Origin of the sequence: Burkholderia sp. Bp9090 (assembly GCF_003857985.1) — a bacterium.
Classification (GTDB): domain Bacteria; phylum Pseudomonadota; class Gammaproteobacteria; order Burkholderiales; family Burkholderiaceae; genus Burkholderia.
Window position 1 is genome coordinate 47,567 of sequence record NZ_QTPV01000038.1, and the last position, 22,259, is coordinate 69,825.

The following is a 22,259-nucleotide window of genomic DNA, read 5'->3' on the forward strand; positions in this document are numbered from 1 at the left end:
CTTTCCGGTTTGCCCGATGAACGTCACCGAATACTACACGCGCGAACTGACCACGCGCGGCTATCAGTCCGATCCCGCCCAGCGCGCGGCCGTCGATCGCCTGCAGCGCTGTTTCGACGAGTGGGTCGAGTACAAGGCGCGTCGCTCGAACGCGTTCAAGAAGCTCATCAATCATCCGGACCTCCCGCGCGGCGTCTACATGTGGGGCGGCGTCGGCCGCGGCAAGAGCTTCCTGATGGACAGCTTCTATGCGGTGGTGCCCGTGCAGCGCAAGACGCGCCTGCATTTCCACGAATTCATGCGTGAAGTCCACCGCGAACTCGAGGAGCTGAAAGGGCAGGCCGATCCGCTCGACGAGCTCGCGCGGCGCATCGCGAAGCGCTACCGGCTGATCTGTTTCGACGAATTCCACGTGTCGGACATCGCGGACGCGATGATCCTGTACCGGCTGCTCGATCGCCTCTTCAACAACGGCGTGCAGTTCGTGATGACGTCCAACTACGATCCCGACGATCTGTATCCCGATGGCCTGCATCGCGACCGCATGCTGCCGGCGATCGCGCTGATCAAGCAAAAGCTCGACGTGCTGAACGTCGACGCGGGCGTCGACTATCGTCAGCGCACGCTGGCGCAGGTGCAGATGTACCACACGCCGCTCGGCGCGGACGCCGATCGCGAATTGCGTCATGCGTTCGCGAAGCTCGCCGCAGTGCCGGACGAAAGCCCGCTCCTGCATATCGAGAAGCGCGAGTTGAAGGCGCTGCGCAAGGCCGACGGGGTCGTCTGGTTCGACTTCGCGACGCTGTGCGGCGGCCCGCGTTCACAGAACGACTATCTCGAGCTTGCCAGCCGCTTCCATGCGATCGTGCTGTCGGAAGTGCCGCAGATGTCGCCGCGGATGGCGTCCGAGGCGCGACGCTTCACCTGGCTCATCGACGTGCTGTACGACCACAAGGTCAAGCTGCTGATGTCCGCGGCGGTGCCGGCGGAGCAGTTGTACGTCGAAGGGCCGATGGCGAACGAGTTCACGCGCACGGTGTCGCGGATCGTCGAGATGCAGTCGAAGGAATACCTCGAAACGCCGCGTCGCATCGTCGATACTTCGCTGACCTGATCGCGGTTGCCAGCGAGCGCCGGGCTTCAAAGGTCAATTCCGGTCAAATTCCCGCAATCTCCGGGTATTTTCGGACTTGTCTTATGTTCACGGTCGAGGTCAGCCGATATCGTTGTGTCATGGTTCCCAAGGCTGGAGATATCCATGACACCGTACCGCGATCTGACCGACCATGAGTGGCGCTGCGTCGCGCCGTTTTTTCCCGAAATGCAGCCGCGCACCGAGTTGCGCGGCCGACCACTGGCCAACACACGCGCCGTCCTGAACGGCGTGCTGTGGGTCATTTATAGCGGCGCGACCTGGTCCGCGATGCCGCGTCGTTACCCTTCGTACCAAACCTGCCACCGCCGTTTCAAGGTCTGGCACGAGACCGGCACGCTGCGGCAGGTGATGCATGCGTTATATGGCGACGCAGGCGCGAATCTGTGCGACCAGCTGGCCACGCGGATGCGCAAGCACGCGCAATCGAAGGCGGCAGCTGTGCGCAGTGCCGTGGCGCCGGTCTATCGCGCACCGCGCAGCTACACGGCGGATGCGCTGAAGCGCGCAGCGTGATGTCGATCGGTTTCATGCACGTCGGCGTCAAAACAAAATCGGCCTGACGACGTCGTCGCAGGCCGATTTTTTTATCGCGTCGAGCGTGTCGACGCGCGTTGCGTCATTGTGCGCGAACCCAGGTCTGTGACCGGCCGAGCAGCGATACGCCGATATAGCCGCGCACGACGAGCTTCTGGCCGCCGTCTTCGAGCGACATCTTGCACTTGTAGACCTTGCCGTTCTCCGGGTCGAGAATGTTGCCGCCGTCCCAGTGATCGCCGTCCTTCTTCATCGCCTTGATGATCGTCATGCCCTTGATGAGCTGATCTTTGCGCTCGTCCGTGCATGCGGTGCAGCGGCGATCGGGCGTGTCATTGGCGCCGAGGCCCTTGACGACTTTGCCCGACAGCGAGCCTTCGCCGTCGTCGGCGATCTGTACGAGCGCCTTCGGCTGATGCGTGTTGTCGTCGATCGTTTGCCACATGCCGACGGGGCTGTCGGCCTGGGCGAAGGTTGGGGCGGCGCAAGCGAGCAGGGCGCTTGCGACGGCCAGCGCGCGCAACGGGCGGGTCAGTTGAATCATCGTCTTCCTCCTTGTTTCATGTCGTGTTCGATGTGCCCGCACGACCGTCTGCATGGGGCGGTGGCATGTTGCGAGCTTTGCCAGAATACGTGAAACCGCACGCTGCGTTTGATAGAGGGGGTTCTAATCCAAACGGCCCGCGAGACGCAGGCTGTTTGGTGACCGATCAGTTGAGCTGATACGAGAACGCGGCATTCACGCGCGGGCTGCGCGATGCGCTTTCAACCGGTGCATCGCCGACCGGCTTCGCGATGTTCAGGTCGAGACTGTAGTAGCGGCTGTCGGTAAACCGCACGCCGATACCGACCGACGACAGGCGGCTCGGCGACGGCGTGCCGGTATGCAGATACACGCGCGCCATGTCGTACGCGATGTACGGCGTGATCGATTTCATGTACGTCCAGCCCGGCGTGAACCCGCGGTTGACCTCCAGCGACATTCCCCAGCCCGAATCGCCCGACGTTTCGCCGGGCTGGTAGCCGAGGGCATAGCGTGTCGAACCGAACGAGATCTGCTCCGACGTCGGCAGCGAGTCGGGGCTGTACTGGCCGGTCAGCGAGACCGACGTGCCGATCTTGAACGGCCATTCGTTGGTCTGCGTGAAGGTCGCGCCGGTGCGCACGAACGTCAGCGAGATCGGGCTGTCCACCGACGTCGTGTTCGAGCCGATCGTGATGTCCTGCGATTTCGACGCGCCGAGAATGTTGAAGCCCTTCGCGACGTTCACGCTCAGCTTCTGTACCTGCTTGGCCGATACGCTCGTGTAGTCGAGCTGCATCTGCAGCACGCGGACCTGCGAGCGTGTATCGATGCTGTTGCCGCTGATCTTGTTCTGGTAGCGGTCTTCGTTGTGCGACGCATAGCCCGACACGGTGCCGAGCAGGCTGCGCTGGTTGTTCAGCAGCAACGGATAGGATGCCGAAAGACCGAGCTTCTCGTTCTTGACGGTGCGCTCGACGGTCGACGGCAGGCCCGGGTTGTCGGTCGGCTTGCCGCGATACGTGCTGGCGTCGAGGCGCGTGACCAGGCCGCTGCTGCCGACCGGCACGGCGCCGCTGAATGCGACGTAGGTCTGCTTGTCGCGTCCGGGCGGCACCAGCGCGGAAATGCTCAATTGCTCGCCGAACGACGTGAGGCCGTTCTCCGTTGCGGTGATGAGCCCCTGCACGCCCGGGTGATTGAAATCGATGCCGGTGCTGATGTTGAATGCCTTGCGGTCGACGGCCAGTTCGAGCGTCGTTGCGCCGTCGGTCGTCTGCGGCGGCGGCACATTGGCCTTCACCGACACGCCGGGCAGGAGGCCGAACGTGTTCACGTAGCGTTCGAACGTCGCGCGGCGCAGCGGGCGATCGGCCGTGATGTGCGCGGCGATCGCGCGGATCTTCGATTCCATCGCGCCGGGCTTGCCGGTCACCTTGACGTCCGACACATAGCCTTCGACGACCGTGACGCGCACGACGCCGTTCTCGAACGTCTGCGCGGGAATGAACGCGAACGACAGCGCATAGCCGCGATCCTGGTACAGCTTGGTCACGCCGTTGGCGGTTTCGATCAGCTCGCCGATCGTGATGTCCTTGCCGACGAGGGGCGTGAAGCGACGCGAGATCTCGTCGAACGGCACCGACTTCACGCCTTCCACCTGGAACGTCGTCGGCGTCAGGTGCCGCGACAGCAGTTCCTGCAGTTGCGGTGCCTGCGGCGCGACCTGCACGGTGACGCTCGGGCCTTTCTGCGGTGCGTTGATCTGGGGGAGGGAGTCGAGCGGGTTACCTGCCGCGCGCGTTTGTGCATGTGCCGTGCCTGCTGCCGCGATAGCGAGCAGCATCATCCATCTGTCGAGTCTGGATTTCATTGTTCTTCCTCGTAGGCCTTGCTTTTCATCTTCTTTCTAATGCGGGCGCGCGACACCAGGGTGTCGCGCGCCGCGTGCCGCATTGCCGGTTGTATTGGTACGGCCGCGCCTCCTGCTCCGGCTGCAAAGGCGCGATCGTCCTCCTTACTTGCCGACGCTACCCAGCGTGCCCAGCAGCCCCGTGACCGGTGCCAGCAGACCCGTCGAACTGCCCGACGATGCCGCACCCGTCACGCTGCCGACCAGCGACGTGACTGGTGCGAGCGGGCTCGACGAACCCCCGGTTCCCGCTGCACCGCCGACTGTTCCGGTGACAGTATTCAGCAAACCGGTGACGGGCGCGAGAGGGTTTGCCCCGCCTGCACCACCCGTTGCGCCGCCCAGCGTGCCCGTGACCGTCGACACGAGGCCCGTGACGGGCGCGAGCGGATTGCTGCCCGAGCTGCCCGTTGCGCCGCCGACCGCACCCGTGAGCGAACCGAGCGGCGTCGAGCCGAGGCCGGACAGCAGGCCGCCGAGCGGGTTCGTCGAGCCGGAACCCGACGACGTGCCGTTCTGGACCGTAGCCGTCGAGCCGCCGACGAGGCTGGTGAGCAGGCCGGGGATCGGTGCCGCGCCGTTCGGACCGTTCGGGTTCACGAGGCCGCCCGCGTTGGTCACGGTGTTGCCGACCGCGGTGACGAGCTGGCCGACGTCGCCGACGAGCGGCTGGTTAGACGTGCTTGCGACCTTCGTGCCCGCCGAGCTGATTGCACCGCCGACCTGACCGAGCAGGCCCGACACGGGCTGCCCGAGGCCGGTGGTCGTGCCGACCTGTTGCGTGACCTGGCCTGCGGTAATCACCAGCGGCGTGATCGCCGAGCTGAGCGGTTGCGTAACCTGCTGCACGGCACCCGACGACAGCGTCGAACCGATCGTCGTGCCGGCTGCCGACAGGCCGTTGGCAACCGTGTCGAGCACGGTTCCGACCGGCGTCGTGACAGGGGCGAGCGGCGCGAGCGGACCCGTGCCGAGCGCCTTGACCGTCGAACTCAGTCCGGACACGGTGTTGCTCGTCGCGCCCACGACGTTCCCGAGGCCGGCGACCGTCGTGCCGACGGGATCCTTGATCGAGCCGGTCTGTCCCAGCCCGTTGCTCAACGCATCGGCAGCCGCGTTGATGATCGTGCCGGTGCTCGAGACGGTGCTGCCGACACCCTTCGTCACGCCGTCGCCGAGGCCGGGCACGCTGATGTTGCCGACCGTGCTGCCGAGGTCGGTTGCCGTCTGGCCTATCGTGCTGACAGCGCCCTTGGTGCCGGTGGACGAGCCGCTGGTGCCGCTCGTACCACTGGTGCCGCTCGTGCCGCTGCTGCTGCCGGCATTGCTGCTCGTCGGCGGCGTGCTGACGCTGTTGCCGCCGCAGGCGGCCAGCAGGCACGCTGCGGCGAAAGCGGTGAGGGGCGCGCGCCATTGGCGCAGGGCGGCCGACGTGATGGAACGTTGCTGGGACATGATGGACTCCTCGCTGTCTTGTCGATGAATGGATGTTCGATTACTTGCCGTGCGTGCCGCCGAGCAGGCCGCCGAGCAGCGACGTGACAGGCGCGAGCGGGTTCGAGCCCGAGCCCGAATTCGTGACGGCGCCCGTGGTGCCGCTCAGTGCCGGGGCACCGACCGTGCTGGTGACCGCGGACACGGCGCCCGTCACGGGAGCGAGCGGGTTGCTGCCGCCCGCGCCGCCCGTTGCGCCGCCGAGCGCGCCGGTAACCGTGGAGACGAGGCCGGTGACCGGAGCGAGCGGACCGCCGCTCGTGCCACCCGTTGCGCCGCCGAGTGCGCCGGTGACGGTGGAGACGAGGCCGGTGACCGGAGCGAGCGGGCCGCCGCTCGTACCGCCCGTTGCGCCGCCGAGCGTGCCGGTGACGGTCGTGAGCAGGCCCGTGAGCGGCGCGAGCGGGTTGGTCGCGCCGCCGGTGGCGCCCGTGAGCAGGCCGCCGACGGCCTTCACGGTATTGCCGGTCGACGAGACAGTGCTGCCGAGGCCGGTCGTGACGGGATTGCCGCCCGTCGACGCAATCACCGCGCCGGCCTGGTTCAGGCCGTTGCCGATCGTGCCGAGCAGCGTGTTGACCGGGGCGCCGAGGCCGGTGGCCGTCCCGATCGTCTGCGTCGTCTGACCGACCATCGTCGTGATCGGCGTGATCGCCGAGCTGACCGTCTGCGTGACCTGCTGGATCGGGCCGGTCGACAGCACGTTGGACAGCGTGGTGCCACCGTTCGAAACCGCGTTGCCGACCTGCGTCACGAGGCCGCCGACGGCGCCGGTGACGGGAGCGAGTGGCGACAACGGGCCACTGCCGAGGCTCGTGACCAGGTTGCCGGTCTGCGTGACTGCGCCGCCGAGCTGGTTCACCACGCCGCCGGTGCTGGCGACCGTGACGCCGACCGGGTCTTTCGTTGCGCCGAGCTGGCCGAGGCCGTTGCCGAGGCCATTGCCGAGTGCAGTGACCGCGCCGCCGACGTTCTGGATGATGCCGCCCGCCGCTTGCGTCGTGGCCGGGTTGACGCCGGGCAACGACTGGCCGGCGACGACGCCGCCGAGGTTTGACACGGTGCCACCGAGATTGGTGACGAGATTGCTGCCGCTTGCGAGGACCTGACCCACTGCGTTCGACGACACACCGGAGGTGCCGCTCGTTCCGCTGGACGTTCCGCTCGTCGTGCCGCTCGTCGTGCCGCTGGTGCTGCCGCTCGTCGAGCCGCTCGTGCTGCCACTGGTCGAGCCGCTGGTGCCGCCCGACGTGCTGCCGCTCGTCGAACCGGACGTGCCGCCCGAGGTGCCGCCGCCCGACGTCGAGACGGAGTCGCCACCGCCCGAGCTGGAACCGCCGCTGAGCCCCTTGCTGATGGAACCGGAGCCGCCGCACGCAGAGAGGGAAAGCATGGCTGCCACGGTGGCCGCGATCATAGTCGTCCGGAGCGTGCCATGAGGGATAACCTGAATGTCCATTTCGTCCTCGCATTGAAGCTGATGTTGTGTTGAGTGATGCGGGGATTACTCTGCAACTGTCGTGCCATTTCGATGGCCGACGGTTCGACGATTGGTTTTAAACGGGGCAATTCCTTGTCGGAAAAGGGATTTAGGCAAACTGAAAGATTGTTGAATCTGTTTAAGAACGGTCGAATGAGAACGGTTTCGGCCGTTTCGTAACGTAACGTCACAACATTGGCGTTACGCGTGCGGCGTAACGTGGGCGGGCGTGCAGGCCTGGCGGGCGCTCCGGCTGTTTTACTGGTGGATTAGGTGTGCACATCTAACCTATCGTAAGTCCTATGTGTAAGTCGTACCGAAACGCCGTACAAATACGGCTGTGCTCCCGGAAAGTTTTTTCGATCCGGTCTTAAAAGAGGTTGGAAGTTAAATACGATCGGATATAGAATCCGGAGCAGGTGTAAGGAAATGTACAGCTCGGTACACGACGTTCGAGGAGGGTCACTATCGCGAATGTTAACTTGCATCAAATTGTGATACATACCCCTCGGGGTGACATATAAAGAAAGCGCATCCGGTTGTCGTTACTTAGTTGTAGCGAACGACGCGGGGCAAGGGCCAGATATACGGGAACTACAACGTATAAAAGGCCAAAAAACGTACATACAGGCACGAGGAATTAAAAAATGAAAGCACTCATCAAGCGCTTCCTCAAGGAAGAAGACGGGGTTACCGCGATCGAGTATGGGCTGATTGCGGGTCTGATTGCTGTTGCCATCATCGCTGGCGCCTCCTCGGTGGGGTCCAATCTCAGCAGTACCTTCTCAAAAATTGGTACCTGTGTCTCGGCGCCGAGTAGCACGTGCTGGACCGCGGCTGCTTCGAGTTAATCGCGGCGGGTGAGAGGGCGCGGGTTCCGGAAATCATCTTGCGGCTGGGCAGCGGGCGGACTGCATTAGTTGTTCGCCCGCCGATCTGGCCGGGATCGATCGCGGCGTGATGGTACGTCTTATTTTCTGCGGGACATTCCTGGGCTGGGCGGTATTTGTCGCGGCCAGTGATATCCGTCTTCGGCGCATTCGAAATTCACTCGTCATTTTCGGTTTGGTGGCCGCACTGGTGGGCGCGACGATCTCCGGAAATCCGTTTGGAATTTCCCTCTCTCAATCATTGGCAGGCGCGGTCGTAGGGCTGATTTGCTTTTCGCCCTTGTTCGCATTGCGCGTCATGGGCGCGGCCGACGTTAAGGTATTCGCCGTACTGGGTGCATGGTGTGGTGCGCAAGCATTGTTGTGGCTTTGGGTTGTCGCGAGTCTCGCCGGGGGGCTGCACGCGCTTTGGTTAATGCTGCTGTCGCGGACGTCTGTTTCCCTGCTGTACAAGCGCACGATGCCCACAATGACGCTCGGCGGCCGTCGCGCGACGCCCTATGCGGCCTTTCTCGTTATACCCGCGGCTGTTTGGCTTCTGCATCTTATGTATGTGAGGGGAATGTGATGGCTCGGGGGACGCAAGCGCGCCAGCCGTCCGCATGGCGGTGGCAACGAGGAGTGGCGGCGGTTGAGTTCGCTGTCGTCTTTCCTTTGTTCTTCCTGATTTTCTACGCGATCGTCACGTTCGGGATGGTGTTCATCATCCAGCAAAGCCTGACATTCGCGGCATCCGAAGGCGCGCGCGCTGCGTTGAACTACACGTCGGCGCCGTGCGACCGCCTGCAGGTCAATGCGCGAAATGCCGTGACGCAAGCGTTGGGCGGCGCACCGTGGTCGAAGAACGTCAGTTTCGCCGCGCAGGTGTCCACTTCGGTACCGTCGCCCACGTCGACGCCCGGCGTGACCTGCGGCGGGACATTCACATCGACGTCCACCGCCGCATTCAACGTGATGGTGACAACGACCTATTCATACGCGGCGAATCCGCTGATCCCGTGGATATTCCTGTTCACTGCGCCGCAGCTGCAGAGTAGTGCGACCGTGCAAGTTCAGCCAAGCATGCTCTGAATCGCAATCCTATTTAATCGAGTCGCCCGATCGTCATCACGCTCTTGAACCTGATTCCGGCATTCCCATATCAACATGGCCAACAATCTGACAAAAATCATCGCGGGGTTGCTGATTGCGATCGCTGTTCTGCTTGGAATCTACGCTTGGATGCTTGGGCGCAGTACGCCTAGTCCCATCCCCGTGCAACAGGCTGTCGCTGCGAGCCCGGTGTCAGTGGTTATCGCGACGCGCGCGCTGCCGATGGGGCAGCCGATTGCCGCCGATGCGTTGAGGGTTCAACCAGTTGCTCCTGCGCCGGCAGGTGCGTTTTCCGATCCGGCCGCCCTGGTCGGTCGCGTTCCGGTGAGAGACATCCCGGCGTCGGCACCGGTTGTGTCGGACGCACTGGTGTCGGGGCTTGCCGAGGACGTGCAGCCGGGCGAGCGCGCGATTGCGGTTCGTGTCGACGAGACCAATGCGGTCGGCAATCGCCTGCGGCCCGGCAACTTCGTCGACGTCTTCGTGAACCTGAAGCGTGAGGCGGGCGGCGGGATGCTCGACGGCGAAGTCTCGCAGACACAAGCGCGGCTCCTGATGTCGAAGGTGCGCGTGCTGTCGTTCGGCGACGCGACGCCGGAGCGCGACAGCGGCAGCAACACGAACGGCAATAACGGCCAGCCGAGCAATACGCGCATCGCGGTGCTCGCGGTGCCGACGGCGCAGGTCGATGCACTCACGCTCGGCGAGGCGAGCGGTCGGCTGACGCTCGCACTGCGCAATCCGCGCGACGACGAGCTTGCGATGCAGACGGTGGCGGTGCGTACGGACAACAAGTTGTCGCCGTCGGCGCTTGCCGCGGCCGGCGTATCGCTGCAACAGCTGTCCGGTACGTCGAGGACTGCGGTGGCCAACGTAAATGTGCCGCCGCTGCCATCGCGCTTGCCGCCGGCAGGGCGATCCGTCGGAGGCGGTAGTGGCGGCGGCAGCATCGAGCTGATCCGCGGCGGCCGCTCGGAAACGGTTGCATATTGAACAACATCGGTGGCCATCGATATCTGCGACGACAAGTAAAGGCCGTGCGACGGCCCAACAAACAATGAAAAACATACTGACTGCATTCGCGATTGCTCTCTGGACCTTGACGTTCGCATCAACTGCAAGCGCGAGCGGCACGATTGAACTCGCGGTCGGCGCGCAGCGGCAGATTTCTGCAGGTCGTGCGCTGCAGCGTGTCGCAGTCGGCGATCCCGCGATCGCCGACGTGTTGATCATGAAGGGCAGTCGTACCGGTTCCGTGCTGCTGACTGCGAAAGCGCCGGGTACAACGAACGTGATGTTATGGGAGCGCGGTCACGACGAGCCGACGGTGTGGAGCGTCGAAGTCGTCGATGCTGCTGCGCAAGCGGTGCTCGACGGTTCGACGCCGCAGGTGAAGGCATACGGCGGGACGTCGGTGCTGCGGGGAACGTCGGCATCGCTCGATGCGCATGAACGTGCCGTGGCGGTCGCCAAGAACATGAGCCCGAAAGGCACGGTGATCGATCGTTCGACGCTGGCCGGCAAGAATGTCGTGCAGGTCGACGTGCGAGTGGTGGAATTCAGCCGCTCGGTGCTCAAGCAGGTCGGCTTCAACTTCTTCAAGCAGAGCAACGGCTTTTCGTTCGGCTCGTTTTCGCCGGGCGGCGTGCAGTCGTATAACGGCGCGTCGGGCCCGGGTACGGCCGGGTATATTCCGACGCTCGGCGCACCGGTTGCGTCTGCATTCAACCTGGTCGTGAATGCAGCGGGCCGCGGCATCTTCGCCGACCTGTCGCTGCTCGAAGCGAACAATCTGGCGCGCGTGCTCGCCGAGCCGACGCTCGTCGCGCTGTCCGGCCAGAGCGCCAGCTTCCTCGCCGGCGGCGAGATCCCGGTTCCGTCGCCGCAGGGGCTTGGCTCGACCGCGATCCAGTGGAAACAATACGGTGTGGGACTGTCGCTGACTCCGACGGTGCTGAGCCCGAGCCGGATCGCGCTGAAGGTCGCGCCGGAATCGAGCCAGCTCGATTTCGTGAACAGCGTGACGATCAGCGGTGTCGCCGTGCCGGGCATCACGACGCGTCGTGCCGATACGACGGTCGAACTCGGCGATGGCGAGAGTTTCGTGATCGGCGGCCTGATCGATCGCCAGACGATGTCGAACGTGAGCAAGGTGCCGCTGCTCGGCGACCTGCCGATCATCGGCACGTTCTTCAAGAACCTGAACTACCAGCAGAACGACAAGGAATTGCTGATCATCGTGACACCGCATCTCGTCGCACCGATTGCGAAGGGGGCGGTGCTGCCTGCGACGCCCGGCGAATTGTCCGAGCAGCGCGACGGGCCGGTATGGCGATCCTACCTGGGCGGTGCGGCATCGCCGGATGCGGCACCGGGGTTTTCGAAATGAATCTGAGGCATTGCGCGTCGTGGCACATTGCTACGCCTTGCGTAATCGGGGGTGTTCGACATGAATGCACGAACCCAATCGTTGTGTGAACCCGCCGTGACCGACTACTTCGTTTGCGCATCGACAAAGGAAGCGCATGTGCGCTGGCTGGCCGATACGCTGGTGTCGGCCGGTGCGGTCGAGGCCGCGTCGCTGGAGCCGGGCGTGCTTGCGCAGCGCATCACGGGGCTCAATCCGGCGCTCGTGTTCATCGATTTCTCCGAACGCAGCGAAGTGGCGAGCGTCGCTGCGGCCACGGTACGCGCGGCACATCCGGGGTTGCCGATCGTCGCGCTGGGCTCGCTCACCCAGCCGGAGAGCACGCTTGCCGCACTGCGCGCGGGCGTGCGCGATTTCATCGACGTGTCGGCATCGGCCGAGGATGCACTGCGGACGACACGTGGATTGCTGTCCCACGTCGGCGAGCCGACGAGCCGTCACGGCAAGGTCGTCACGTTGCTCGGCGCGCGCGCGGGCATGGGGGTCAGCACGCTCGCAGCGAACCTCGCGGTCTGGCTTCAGAAGCGGGCACTCGGGCCGGGTGCGGCGGGCACGGACGGCGGTGCGCCGGCCGGCCGCCAGACCGCGCTGATCGACCTGGGGTTGCCGGCCGGCGACGGCGCGCTGTTTCTGAACACACGTTGCGAATTTCATTTCATCGATGCGGTGCAGAACCTGCGCCGCATCGACCGCACGTTCGTGAACACCGCACTCACGAGGCATCAGAGCGGTGTCGCGCTGACGACGCTGCCGCCGGACCTGGGCGCGTTGCGCGATGTGTCCTATGCGTCATGCATCGGTTTGCTGAATCGCCTTCGCGCGTTCTTCGACCAGCAGGTCGTCGATCTCGGCGGGTTCTCGAATCGCGAGTTCGTCACGCAGATCGCCGCATCGGCCGACGAGGCGTGGCTGGTCTGCGATCAAGGCGTCGCATCGATCGTTTCGGCCGTCGACCTGATCACCGGGTTGCGCGATGGGGGCGTCGATACGGATCGCGTCAAGCTCGTGGTCAACCAGTACGATTCCGCGCTGGGCCTGATGCCCGGACAGATCGCCGAGCGTCTCGGGTTGTCGCTGGTCGGCAGCTTGCCCGCGCGCCGCGTCGCGATCGGCCATGCGGCGAACCAGGGGCGGCTCATCGTCGATGCGGCAGAGCGTGATCCTTACGTGCGCGCACTCGAATCCCTCGCCGCGCGGTTGCCCGGCGTGTCGGGCATGGCGGGCGCGTCGCGCGCGGCGCCCGGCCTGTCCGCGCTCAAACGTTTCATTCAACCTTCGTCCAAGCGGTCGTAACCGATGGCACACGACATTCAATTTGCCGACGGCGCAGCGCCGTTCTCCCAGACGCAGCAATTTCACGACATCAAGAATGCCGCGCACGAGCACCTGCTGACGCGTATCGAGGAGCTGGGCGCCGAGTTCGGCCGATGGTCGCGCCAGGCGATCAATCAGTTCGTCGATCTCGAGATCGACAGCTTCGTGCGCCTGCGCCGCATTCCGCTCAACGAGAACGAGGTGCGTGCGATTGCGGAAGCGCTGACGAAGGAACTCGCGGGCTTCGGGCCGATCGAGGATCTGCTCGCGGATCCGGCGGTCGAGGACATCCTGATCAACGGCTACAACGACGTGTACGTGTCGCGTCACGGGATCCTAGCGAAGCTGCCGGTGCGCTTCACCGACAACGCGCATTTGTTGCGAATCGTGCGCCGGATCCTCGCGCCGATCGGGCGCCGTCTCGATGAATCGAACCCGATGGTCGACGCGCGACTGCCCGACGGCGGCCGCGTGAACGTCGTGATCGAGCCGCTGTCGATCGACGGCCCGATCGTGTCGATCCGGAAATTCCGCAAGGACCCGCTCAAGCCCTCGGACCTGCTCGGTAACGGCACGTACAACGAAGAGATCGGTGCATTGCTCGAGGCGGCGGTCGAGGCCCGCTGCAACGTGCTCGTGTCGGGCGGCACGAGCTCGGGCAAGACGTCGCTGCTCAATGCGCTCGCGTTCCACATTCCGGAGGCCGAGCGTGTCGTGACGATCGAGGATACGGCGGAACTGTCGCTGAACCACCCGCACGTCGTGCGGCTCGAAAGCCGGCCGGGCGGGTTCGACGGTAGTGGCGTCGTGACGATTCGCGATCTGTTGCGCAATACGCTGCGGATGCGTCCGGACCGGATCATCGTCGGCGAAGTGCGCGGCGGTGAAGTGCTCGAAATGCTTCAGGCCATGAACACGGGCCACGACGGCTCGATGGGCACCGTGCACGCGAGTTCGCCGCGCGAGTGCCTGTACCGTCTCGAGATGCTCGCCGGCTTCGCGGGCTTCCAGGGGACCGAATCGAGCCTGCGTCGCCAGATCGCGAACGCGATCGACTTCATCGTGCAGATCGGACGCCTGTCGAATGGGCGCCGCCGGATTCTGTCGATCACCGAGGTGACTGGGCTGTCCGACAACATCATCGCGACGCAGGAGCTGTATCGCTACGAAGCGCGCGTCACGCCGGAGGGCGAGGAAGTCGATCATTGGGAGTCGCTGGGCATTCATCCGCATTCGCCGAAGCTCGCGCGTTTCCGCCAGACGCTGACGAACAGCAGCCTGGGCGGGTTCGGCGGCGGCTTTGGCGGCGGCGGTTTCGGTCGCGGCGGGGGCTTCAATGTATAGCGCGACGATCTGGATGCTCGCGGTCGCGATGCTGTGCGTGGCATCGGCACTGTTGCTGTGGCGACATGCGGAAACCCGGCGCGTGCGGACTGATGCGAAGCGCTTCATCGACAGTCGATTGGAGCCCGGCGCACGCGCGGCGGCACCGGCTGCAAGACCGGCAGCATCCGCGGCGCCGCGTGCCGTGTCGTCATCCAGTGGCGCGCGCAATGCGGCATCCGGTGCTTTCTGGGTGCACTGGCTTGCGATGGCGACGGAGTATCTGACCGACCTCGTGAACCGTGCCGGGATCGAAGGGGCACGCGGCAAGGCGATCGTCGCGCTGGCGGCTCTCGTGACGGTTGCGGCAATCGCGGGCAGCCGCGGCGGCGTGCTCGCGTGTTTCGCTGCGCTTGTCTGCGGGAGCGCGATTTTCGGCATCTGGCTCACATCGCGCATCCAGCGGCGTCGACTGAAAATCGTCCGGCAGATTCCATCGTTTCTCGACGGGATCGTGCGACTGGTGACGCTCGGCAACAGCGTGCCGGCCGCATTCCAGGCAGCGCTGCTGACGACGGAGGAGCCGCTGCGGGGGTGTCTCGACCACGTGTCCCGGATGTTGCGCACAGGTGTCGAGATCGATCGCGCGATGCTTCATATCGCGAAGATCTACCGGACGAAGGAATTCGAACTTCTCGGATCCGTGCTGCGATTGTCGGTCAAATATGGCGGCCGTGCGGACGTGATGCTCGAGCGCATGGCCGTGTTCATGCGCGACCTCGAGCAGGCGGAGCGCGAACTGGCGGCGATGTCGGCGGAGACGCGGTTGTCGGCGTTCGTGCTCATGATGCTGCCGATCGCGATCGGCAGTTTTGTCGTGATGACCAATCCGAAGTATCTGGAAGGCATGTGGATTGATCCGAACGGACGCACGTTCCTTGTCTTCGCGTTCCTGATGCAGGTTGCCGGGAGCGTGTGGCTGTATCGAATGGCTCGACTCAGGTGATGCGATGACGGCAACTCAGATCGGCTCGATTGCTCTGGCGCTCGGCGCGCTGGGCGTGCTCTTGCTTGGAATGATCGCGTTGCTGCGTGCGAGGGCCGCGTCGCGTGCCCAACGCGCGCTGGCCGCGGCGCTCGACCAGCGTATGGCAGCACTCGAAGCGGCCAAGCTACGGACCTCGACGGAAGAACGTACGGAAGCGAGACCGGACATGCGTGGCCAGCAGCGCATCGAGCGAATGCTCGCACGATTGTCTGCGGCGGGGATGCGCTGGCTCGATACCGGTTTCGGCAAGCACATCGTCGCGGAAGAGGATCGTCGTCTTCTCGAGCAATGCGGTTACGTCGACACGCGCACGCGCGGGCTGTTTCTGATTGCACGGATCGCTTGCGGGATCGCGGTGCCGGTGCTTTTCGCGGTAGTCGCGAGTGGACGAATGAAAGGCGGACACTGGACGATCGGCATGTTCGCCGCATTCGGGTTTGGCTTCATGCTGCCGAAACTCTATGTGCGCCGTCGTGCAGCGGCACGGCGCCAGAGCGTCGTCGATGAACTGCCTTTACTCGTCGACATGCTGCGCCTGTTGCAGGGCGTGGGATTGTCGCTGGATCAAAGCCTGCAGGTCGTGACGAACGATTTCCGCGGGATGATGCCGGTGCTGTCGTCCGAGGTTGGAATCGCGCAGCGTCAGTTTGCGGCGGGCCGCACGCGCGACCAATCGATGCAGCGGTTGTCCGGCGGGTTCGACAATGAGGACTTGCGCGCGATTGCCCGGTTGATGGTGCAGGTCGACAAGCACGGCGGCGCGGTGCAGGAGCCGCTCAAGCAGTTCGGCGACCGGCTGCGCGAAACGCGCCGCGCGATGCTGCGCGAGCGGATCGGTCGACTGACCGTGAAGATGACAGGTGTCATGGTCCTCACGCTGTTGCCCGCACTGCTGATCGTGACGGCGGGGCCCGGGTTTCTGGCGGTGATGCATGCGCTGTCGGCGCGTCATTGATGGTTGGAAGGAACGACGATGAAGCGGATAAGCAGGATGGCGAGGCACGCAAGTATGGCGATGGCGGTGCTGCTCCTTGCCGCATGTGCGACCAAGGAAAGCGGGTACGGCGTCGGTGCACAGACCGAACGTGCGGCGCTGATCCAGGCGGCTGACCAGAAACAGGCGGTGCCGGATACGCCCGCGATGTATCTCGGTCTGATCCAGCGGATGCAGGCACAGGGTCTCTATTACGCGTCGCTTGCGCACATCGACGCATACGACAAGGCGTACGGCGTGTCGCCGGACTCGATCTTGCTGCGCGCGGATGCACTGCGCATGACCGACCAGCCGGCTGCGAGCGCGGCTGCATACACACAGTTGCTGAAGACGCCGCTCGCCGCACGTGGTTACCGCGGGCTCGGGCTGATCGCCGGTGCGGCCGGCGATTTCGGTCAGGCAGTTCAGGCATTGACGCAGGCGTCCGAACTCGCGCCGACCGACGCGTCGCTGCTGTCCGATCTCGCCTATGCGAAATTGCGTAATGGCGACGTGGTCGGCGCGCGGGTGCCGCTGATGAAGGCGGCGGAACTGGATCAACGCAACCCGAAAATCGTCAGCAACCTCGCGCTGTATCTGCTTGCTGCCGGGCGCACCCAGGACGCGCAGCGGCTGATGAACCAGCAGCATCTTCCGACGGATATCCGCAAGGACATCGTCGGCGATGCCGCAAAAATCGCTGCCGCGGCACGTGCGCAGCAGCGTGCGGTCGCGACTCCGCCGGTGGTGTCGCGGCGCTCCGCGGCCGCACCGATCACGCCGATGGCAAACAATTTCGGCTATGACCAGACCGTGCCGCTGCTGCAACGGTTTGCACAATGAACAGACAGGCGGGGAACGACATGAACAATAAACATTATCGAAACACGCTTGCGGGCCGCGTCGCGGTGTTGAGCGCGATCATGGGCGTGGCGATGGGTACTGCAGCCGCACAGGCGCAACAGGGAACGGCACCGGCTGCATCCGACGTCGACCGTTCGACGAAGGAGTGGCTGTCGATGCAACGAGACAATCGAGCAGCGGCACCGACGCAGCCGATGCTCGGCGACGTCGCATCGGTCGTTTATCAGCGCTATCTCGATTCGTTCAAGAACAAGATTCCCGAGTCGATGAGCACGCAACTTGGTAGCTCGTCCGGTGGCATGTCGGGTAGCGGGCAGGGCGCGCAGTAAGCGAGATGACGATGCGCGTAGATCAACCATATGGATCTCGGCGGCGGGGTGCTCGCTGGCCGGGGAAGCGACGTCAACGCGGTTCCATCGTGGTCATGGCAGCGCTCTGGGTCACGGTCGCGATCGTCGTGCTCGGGGTCATCGACATCGCGAATTTGTATTTGCAGAAACGGGATCTGCAGCGGGTCGCGGACCTGGCCGCGTTGGCGGCGGTGCAGCCGATGTCGAGCGATCCGACTGGTTGCCTGAGCGATGCGAAGAACAATGTAACCACGAGCGCGAACATCAACGACAAGGGTTATACGGTTACGCTGATAAGCGCCACGGCAACAGCAAATCCTACGGCGGGAAGGGACCAGATTGCCGTCAGTTGCGGGAGGTGGGATCCGTCGACCGCCTATGTGACGCCGGCGTCGGCCGCGGCGAATGCGGCGCAGGTGACGGCGTACCGGCAGGTGAGCTACTTCTTCCTGGGGTTGTTGTATCAGTTGAGCGGGCGGCAAGCGGTGGTGTCCGCGACGGCTACCGCGCGTGCGGCGGCGATCGACACGTTTAGCGTCGGTTCGACGCTTGCCAACCTGAATACTTCGTCGTCCGCGATACTCGATCCGCTACTCACCGGATTGCTGGGTTCCACGACCAACGTCAATGTTGGCTTGGCGAGTTACCAGGCGTTGGCCGGAGCAAACGTCACGCTTGGGCAGTTGGCGAATGCGGCGGTGCAGCTCGGCACGGCCGGAATGTCGAATACAGCCAGCGTCGGGAAGTTGCTCGGTCTCGATCTGACCGTAGCGGATATCCTGAACCTCACCGCCACCGCGGTCGGCAGCAATACCACGGTGGGCACGGTACTCACCGCGCTGAAGAACGGTGTTGGCGCCAACGTCAATGCCAACAAGATCTCTTTGGGAAGTCTCCTTCAATACTCGGGCAGCAATGCGGAAGCGGCCGCGAACGCAAGCATCAATGTGCTTCAACTGTTGCTGACGACGGCGGAGGTCGGGGCATACAACAGCGCGCTGACGGTGTCGGTCGGCCAAGGCAACTGCCCCGGCAGTCCGTTTTGCCCGCTCATTTCAGCGGTGTCGTCGCTGGTTCGAGTCAACAGCCTGCAATTGCAGGTGCTGGCACCGCCGTCGATCGGGATCGGCGAGGCCGGACAAGTGAACGGCATCTGGCGCACACAGGCGTCGCAAGCGGAGATCGGGATTTACGCAGACGTGCAGGTGCTGGCGGATCCGCTGCCTCTACAGATTCCCCCCTTGTTGCCGCTGTTGACGATACAGCTTTCCGGGCCGCATTTACCGCTCTATATCATCGCGGGTGGTCCCGGCCGCGCGTGGCTGGCTAGTACGAGTTGCCAGTCGACCCCTGCATCGAGCACTGCGACGTTCGGGGCGTTGCCGGGTGTGGCGATGATTTGCGCCGGACAAAATACCGGAGGCAAGCTCGACCTCAATTCCCCGAGCTGCGCGTCCAGCTCCGGCACGATTCCTGTTGCGAAGTTGTCGGCGTCGGGAATTCTCGGCAATTTTTCGCTTCTGCAAGTCGTCCTGTCGGTATCGAATCCCGTCGCGTACGTTGGGAGTAGCGCCAGCACGCCCATCTACAGCGGGCCGCCATTGCCCTCGACCCCTGGCGCGCTGAACGCCAGCCTGTCATTGAGCGGGACGGGGATCGTCTATCAGAACAGTTCGCAATACTCGTTCTGCAATACCAAGCCGAGCAACGGCGCTTGTACGTCGTCCGCGTGGTCTCCCGGGCCCAACTGGACCACGTCGTCGACGGCGACCAACACACTCAACGTACAACTGACCAATCTGTTGAATCTACCGTCGCTTCAGCTGAATGTCTTGGGGCTTGATCTATCGATCCTGACCGTGATTCTTCAGCCGCTGACGGGGCAGCTCATTCCGTTGCTGCTCGGCCTAGTCAATCCGTTGCTCAATACGCTGGTGACACCATTGCTGACGGCATTAGGATTGCAGATCGGCCAGCTGACCGTGATACAACACAGTCTGACTTGCAACGCCCCGCAAATCGTTCATTGAAAGCATCAACGATGAGAACCCCCTCCGCAATCGCAGAACTCGACCTGTACGTCTGGGAAGGCAAGGCGGACATTGTCGACCGCGTTGCCCGCTGCATGGCGAGCTTCGACGTCGAAGTGATCCGCGCCGACAATGCGGAAATCTCGCCGGAGCGCGCCGCCTTGCGGCCATCGCTCGCGATCATCAGCGTGACGATGATCGAGACCGGTGCGGCGTTCCTGCGCGACTGGCAGGCCAACATCGGCATGCCGGTCGTCTGGGTCGGCGCGGCGCGCGACCACGACGCGTCGCAGTATCCGCCCGACTATTCGCACATCCTGCCGCTCGACTTCACGTGCGCCGAGCTGCGCGGGATGATCGGCAAGCTCGTCACGCAGCTGCGCGCGCATGCGGCCGATACGCTGCGGCCGTCCGAACTCGTCGCGCACTCGGAGTCGATGCAGGCGCTGCTGCACGAGGTCGATATGTTCGCCGACTGCGACACCAACGTGCTGCTGCACGGCGAAACCGGCGTCGGCAAGGAACGCATCGCGCAATTACTCCACGAAAAGCATTCGCGCTACCGCGACGGCGAATTCGTGCCGGTCAACTGCGGTGCGATTCCGGACGGCCTGTTCGAATCGCTGTTCTTCGGGCACGCAAAAGGCTCGTTTACCGGCGCGGTTGTTGCGCATAAAGGCTATTTCGAGCAGGCGGCGGGCGGCACGCTGTTCCTCGACGAAGTCGGCGATCTGCCGTTGTATCAGCAGGTCAAGCTGTTGCGCGTGCTCGAGGACGGCGCCGTGCTGCGGGTCGGCGCGACGACGCCGATCAAGGTCGATTTCCGTCTCGTCGCGGCCAGCAACAAGAAGCTGCCGCAGCTCGTGAAGGAAGGCCTGTTCCGCGCGGATCTTTATTACCGGCTCGCGGTGATCGAACTGAGCATTCCGTCGCTGGAAGAGCGGGGCGCGGTCGACAAGATTGCGCTGTTCAAGTCGTTCGTCGCGGAGGTGGTGGGCGACGAACGGCTCGCGCAACTGTCCGACCTGCCTTACTGGCTCGCGGATGCGGTGGCGGACAGCTATTTCCCCGGCAATGTGCGCGAACTGCGCAACCTTGCGGAGCGCGTCGGCGTGACGGTGCGGCAAACGGGCGGCTGGGACGCCGCGCGACTCCAGCGGCTGGTCGCGCATGCGCGCAATGCGGCGCAGCCGGTGCCGGCGGAGAGCGTGGCGGAGGTCTTCGTCGACCGCAGCAAGTGGGACATGAACGAGCGCAGCCGCGTGATCGCGGCCCTCGACGCAAACGGCTGGCGACGCCAGGATACGGCGCAGCAGCTCGGCATCAGCCGGAAGGTGCTGTGGGAAAAGATGCGCAAATATCAGATCTTCGACGAAGAGCCCGAGACCCGCGAAAGCGAATAATTAATGCGATAAAATCGCGCTGAATTACAACGACACGGGCAGGAATCAAAATTCATGAGCCATATGACGGGGTTGGGGCGGGCGTGGGTGTTGCTCGCGATGATGGGAGGCATGCAGGGCGCGTTCGCGCAGGGATTGGCGGGCAATGCATCGCCGGCGGTACAGCAGGCGTCGGCACCGGTGGCGGCGATTCCGGTGATCGATCAACAGGTTCAAACCTCGATACAGCCGCAGGCAGGCGAGACGACGGGGCAGAGCACGGTTGACGAACTGCAGCGCCAGATCCAGGCGCATTCGCTGACGGAAATGCGCACCAGCTATAACGGCAGCTACGGCGCGAGCCAGTTGTTCAGCGTGAAGGACGGTTCCTATTTCGTCGCGCTGTTCCAGCAGAAGGCGTTCTGGCGCGTGATCAAGACTTACGACGAAGCGCGCGCGGAAGCGATCTATCGCGATTTCTCGCGTCAGGCGGAACGGCTGTCCGTCAACGAGCTGCGTGCGGCGAAGCTGGAGTCGCAGAAGGTGCAGACGGACCGGCAGATCGAAGTCGCGCAGGAGCGGGCGCGGCGTCTGCAGGCCGATATCTCGATCGCCCGCGAGCAGCAGGCGGCGGTTGCGGATCGCCAGAAGAGCGTCCGCAACGAAACGGCGGCGCTGCAGGCGCAACAGGCGGCGCTTCAGTCGCAACTGCGCGCGTTGCAGCAGCAGGTGCGTTCGCTGCAGCGGGAGGCCGACGCAGGTTTGCCGACGACGGCACACTGAGCGGTCACGGCACGGCCGGTGCGGCGACATGCCGCGCCGATCCGCCAGAAAAAAGGGCAAGCCGCCTGGCTTGCCCTTTTGTTTTACTGGCCGTCCGGCACGATTCGCCGGCGGCGCGTGACGATCACCGGCCCGTTGCCGCCGCGTGCGTCGGACGGCGACGTGTTGCCCGATGCGTCGCCGGCATCACGCGGTGCGCCGTAGCTTTCGCGCGGGGAGCCATAGCCTTCGCGGGGCTCGCGCGGCGCGCCATAACCCTCGCGCGGTTCACGGGAACCGTAACCTTCACGCGGCTCGCGCGAGCCGTAGCCACCGCCGTCGCCACGCGATTCGCGGGGGCCGCCATGCGAGCCGTACGGGCTGTGGCCGCCGCCTTCGCGGCCGCCCGGCCGACCGCCGGGCCGCGGGCCGCGGGGACCGCCGCCGCCCGGGCGCGAGCCGCCCGTGTCGAGCTGGATCGTGGAAATCGCACGCTTGTAGATGCCTTGCAGACCCACGGGGGTGCGCAGCATCACCAGATACTGGTCGAACGACTCGATACATCCCGTCAGACGAATGCCGTTGACGAGATAGATTTCAACGCGCTTACGTTCCTTGCGCGCCGAATTGATGAAGTCGTTTTGCGGATGGGATTCTGCGGGATTGGCCATTGAGGTGCGGCAGGAGCCTGCGTCAGAGAATAT

The 22,259-nt window shown here is 64.3% G+C and carries 21 protein-coding genes; 16 read left to right on the top strand and 5 right to left on the bottom strand.

What is annotated here, in order from left to right; genetic code table 11:
• Positions 1-16 precede the first annotated feature (16 nt).
• Both zapE and DIE16_RS27400 read left to right on the top strand, forming a co-directional pair.
• Positions 17-1,114 carry a cell division protein ZapE gene (zapE, locus tag DIE16_RS27395; protein WP_124488906.1) on the top strand — a complete coding sequence of 366 codons (1,098 nt, stop codon included), beginning with the start codon at positions 17-19 and terminating at the stop codon, positions 1,112-1,114.
• A 144-nt stretch (positions 1,115-1,258) separates the two neighbouring features.
• Positions 1,259-1,669 (top strand): transposase, encoded by a 411-nt coding sequence (locus DIE16_RS27400; RefSeq protein ID WP_124572950.1) that lies wholly within the window; start codon positions 1,259-1,261, stop codon positions 1,667-1,669.
• Positions 1,670-1,772: 103 nt separating this feature from the next.
• Here the strand turns inward: DIE16_RS27400 and DIE16_RS27405 are convergent, their stop codons facing one another.
• The 4 genes from DIE16_RS27405 to DIE16_RS27420 all read right to left on the bottom strand — a co-directional run bounded on the left by DIE16_RS27405 (position 1,773) and on the right by DIE16_RS27420 (position 7,078).
• A complete protein-coding gene (locus DIE16_RS27405) occupies positions 1,773-2,234 on the bottom strand; it encodes a DUF2147 domain-containing protein (protein WP_124488928.1) in 462 nt (153 codons plus the stop codon).
• A 166-nt stretch (positions 2,235-2,400) separates the two neighbouring features.
• On the bottom strand, positions 2,401-4,086 hold the full coding sequence (locus DIE16_RS27410) for a ShlB/FhaC/HecB family hemolysin secretion/activation protein (protein ID WP_044846020.1): 1,686 nt from the start codon (positions 4,084-4,086) through the stop codon (positions 2,401-2,403).
• 144 nt (positions 4,087-4,230) lie between these two features.
• Positions 4,231-5,580, bottom strand: coding sequence for a collagen-like triple helix repeat-containing protein (locus DIE16_RS27415; protein ID WP_124893776.1), 1,350 nt, complete (start codon positions 5,578-5,580; stop codon positions 4,231-4,233).
• A 40-nt stretch (positions 5,581-5,620) separates the two neighbouring features.
• Positions 5,621-7,078: a collagen-like triple helix repeat-containing protein gene (locus tag DIE16_RS27420; RefSeq protein WP_124893777.1), complete on the bottom strand. Its 1,458-nt coding sequence runs from the start codon at positions 7,076-7,078 to the stop codon at positions 5,621-5,623.
• Between the two features lie 668 nt (positions 7,079-7,746).
• Between DIE16_RS27420 and DIE16_RS27430 the strand changes: the two genes are divergently transcribed.
• From DIE16_RS27430 to DIE16_RS27495, 14 genes are all read left to right on the top strand, one after another.
• Entirely contained in the window at positions 7,747-7,950 is a 204-nt protein-coding gene (locus DIE16_RS27430; RefSeq protein WP_124667732.1) for a Flp family type IVb pilin, read from the top strand.
• 109 nt (positions 7,951-8,059) lie between these two features.
• Entirely contained in the window at positions 8,060-8,557 is a 498-nt protein-coding gene (locus DIE16_RS27435; RefSeq protein WP_124893792.1) for a prepilin peptidase, read from the top strand.
• The gene (locus DIE16_RS27440; RefSeq protein WP_124667745.1) at positions 8,557-9,060 is read left to right on the top strand and encodes a TadE/TadG family type IV pilus assembly protein; all 504 of its coding nucleotides are present in this window, start codon (positions 8,557-8,559) and stop codon (positions 9,058-9,060) included. The genes DIE16_RS27435 and DIE16_RS27440 overlap by 1 nt, the downstream gene beginning before the upstream one ends.
• A gap of 75 nt (positions 9,061-9,135) precedes the next feature.
• Complete coding sequence (gene cpaB, locus DIE16_RS27445; protein WP_124893778.1) at positions 9,136-10,074, top strand: Flp pilus assembly protein CpaB; 939 nt, start codon at positions 9,136-9,138, stop codon at positions 10,072-10,074.
• Positions 10,075-10,138: 64 nt separating this feature from the next.
• Complete coding sequence (locus DIE16_RS27450; RefSeq protein ID WP_124893779.1) at positions 10,139-11,470, top strand: type II and III secretion system protein family protein; 1,332 nt, start codon at positions 10,139-10,141, stop codon at positions 11,468-11,470.
• A 60-nt stretch (positions 11,471-11,530) separates the two neighbouring features.
• Positions 11,531-12,802, top strand: coding sequence for a fimbrial protein (locus tag DIE16_RS27455; RefSeq protein WP_124893780.1), 1,272 nt, complete (start codon positions 11,531-11,533; stop codon positions 12,800-12,802).
• Positions 12,803-12,805: 3 nt separating this feature from the next.
• On the top strand, positions 12,806-14,167 hold the full coding sequence (locus tag DIE16_RS27460) for a CpaF family protein (RefSeq protein ID WP_124893781.1): 1,362 nt from the start codon (positions 12,806-12,808) through the stop codon (positions 14,165-14,167).
• The gene (locus DIE16_RS27465; RefSeq protein WP_124893782.1) at positions 14,160-15,152 is read left to right on the top strand and encodes a type II secretion system F family protein; all 993 of its coding nucleotides are present in this window, start codon (positions 14,160-14,162) and stop codon (positions 15,150-15,152) included. The genes DIE16_RS27460 and DIE16_RS27465 overlap by 8 nt, the downstream gene beginning before the upstream one ends.
• Before the next feature lie 4 nt (positions 15,153-15,156).
• Positions 15,157-16,149: a type II secretion system F family protein gene (locus DIE16_RS27470; RefSeq protein ID WP_124893783.1), complete on the top strand. Its 993-nt coding sequence runs from the start codon at positions 15,157-15,159 to the stop codon at positions 16,147-16,149.
• An 18-nt stretch (positions 16,150-16,167) separates the two neighbouring features.
• Positions 16,168-17,010 (top strand): tetratricopeptide repeat protein, encoded by an 843-nt coding sequence (locus DIE16_RS27475; protein ID WP_124893784.1) that lies wholly within the window; start codon positions 16,168-16,170, stop codon positions 17,008-17,010.
• Between the two features lie 20 nt (positions 17,011-17,030).
• Positions 17,031-17,360 (top strand): DUF3613 domain-containing protein, encoded by a 330-nt coding sequence (locus DIE16_RS27480; RefSeq protein WP_124893785.1) that lies wholly within the window; start codon positions 17,031-17,033, stop codon positions 17,358-17,360.
• Between the two features lie 11 nt (positions 17,361-17,371).
• Positions 17,372-19,411, top strand: a complete 2,040-nt coding sequence (locus DIE16_RS27485) for a pilus assembly protein TadG-related protein (protein ID WP_260434454.1) — start codon at positions 17,372-17,374, stop codon at positions 19,409-19,411.
• A gap of 11 nt (positions 19,412-19,422) precedes the next feature.
• Positions 19,423-20,814, top strand: coding sequence for a sigma 54-interacting transcriptional regulator (locus tag DIE16_RS27490; RefSeq protein ID WP_044846007.1), 1,392 nt, complete (start codon positions 19,423-19,425; stop codon positions 20,812-20,814).
• A 54-nt stretch (positions 20,815-20,868) separates the two neighbouring features.
• Complete coding sequence (locus DIE16_RS27495) at positions 20,869-21,576, top strand: DUF2968 domain-containing protein (RefSeq protein ID WP_124488921.1); 708 nt, start codon at positions 20,869-20,871, stop codon at positions 21,574-21,576.
• 83 nt (positions 21,577-21,659) lie between these two features.
• Here DIE16_RS27495 and hfq read toward each other — a convergent pair whose 3' ends face one another.
• A complete protein-coding gene (hfq, locus tag DIE16_RS27500) occupies positions 21,660-22,226 on the bottom strand; it encodes an RNA chaperone Hfq (protein WP_124893793.1) in 567 nt (188 codons plus the stop codon).
• Positions 22,227-22,259 lie beyond the last annotated feature (33 nt).

Coding starts and splice junctions, on each gene's coding strand:
- zapE (WP_124488906.1), top strand. CDS start 17: ATGAACGTCACCGAATACTACACGCGCGAACTGACCACGCGCGGCTAT.
- DIE16_RS27400 (WP_124572950.1), top strand. CDS start 1,259: ATGACACCGTACCGCGATCTGACCGACCATGAGTGGCGCTGCGTCGCG.
- DIE16_RS27405 (WP_124488928.1), bottom strand. CDS start 2,234: ATGATTCAACTGACCCGCCCGTTGCGCGCGCTGGCCGTCGCAAGCGCC.
- DIE16_RS27410 (WP_044846020.1), bottom strand. CDS start 4,086: ATGAAATCCAGACTCGACAGATGGATGATGCTGCTCGCTATCGCGGCA.
- DIE16_RS27415 (WP_124893776.1), bottom strand. CDS start 5,580: ATGTCCCAGCAACGTTCCATCACGTCGGCCGCCCTGCGCCAATGGCGC.
- DIE16_RS27420 (WP_124893777.1), bottom strand. CDS start 7,078: ATGGACATTCAGGTTATCCCTCATGGCACGCTCCGGACGACTATGATC.
- DIE16_RS27430 (WP_124667732.1), top strand. CDS start 7,747: ATGAAAGCACTCATCAAGCGCTTCCTCAAGGAAGAAGACGGGGTTACC.
- DIE16_RS27435 (WP_124893792.1), top strand. CDS start 8,060: ATGGTACGTCTTATTTTCTGCGGGACATTCCTGGGCTGGGCGGTATTT.
- DIE16_RS27440 (WP_124667745.1), top strand. CDS start 8,557: ATGGCTCGGGGGACGCAAGCGCGCCAGCCGTCCGCATGGCGGTGGCAA.
- cpaB (WP_124893778.1), top strand. CDS start 9,136: ATGGCCAACAATCTGACAAAAATCATCGCGGGGTTGCTGATTGCGATC.
- DIE16_RS27450 (WP_124893779.1), top strand. CDS start 10,139: ATGAAAAACATACTGACTGCATTCGCGATTGCTCTCTGGACCTTGACG.
- DIE16_RS27455 (WP_124893780.1), top strand. CDS start 11,531: ATGAATGCACGAACCCAATCGTTGTGTGAACCCGCCGTGACCGACTAC.
- DIE16_RS27460 (WP_124893781.1), top strand. CDS start 12,806: ATGGCACACGACATTCAATTTGCCGACGGCGCAGCGCCGTTCTCCCAG.
- DIE16_RS27465 (WP_124893782.1), top strand. CDS start 14,160: ATGTATAGCGCGACGATCTGGATGCTCGCGGTCGCGATGCTGTGCGTG.
- DIE16_RS27470 (WP_124893783.1), top strand. CDS start 15,157: ATGACGGCAACTCAGATCGGCTCGATTGCTCTGGCGCTCGGCGCGCTG.
- DIE16_RS27475 (WP_124893784.1), top strand. CDS start 16,168: ATGAAGCGGATAAGCAGGATGGCGAGGCACGCAAGTATGGCGATGGCG.
- DIE16_RS27480 (WP_124893785.1), top strand. CDS start 17,031: ATGAACAATAAACATTATCGAAACACGCTTGCGGGCCGCGTCGCGGTG.
- DIE16_RS27485 (WP_260434454.1), top strand. CDS start 17,372: ATGCGCGTAGATCAACCATATGGATCTCGGCGGCGGGGTGCTCGCTGG.
- DIE16_RS27490 (WP_044846007.1), top strand. CDS start 19,423: ATGAGAACCCCCTCCGCAATCGCAGAACTCGACCTGTACGTCTGGGAA.
- DIE16_RS27495 (WP_124488921.1), top strand. CDS start 20,869: ATGAGCCATATGACGGGGTTGGGGCGGGCGTGGGTGTTGCTCGCGATG.
- hfq (WP_124893793.1), bottom strand. CDS start 22,226: ATGGCCAATCCCGCAGAATCCCATCCGCAAAACGACTTCATCAATTCG.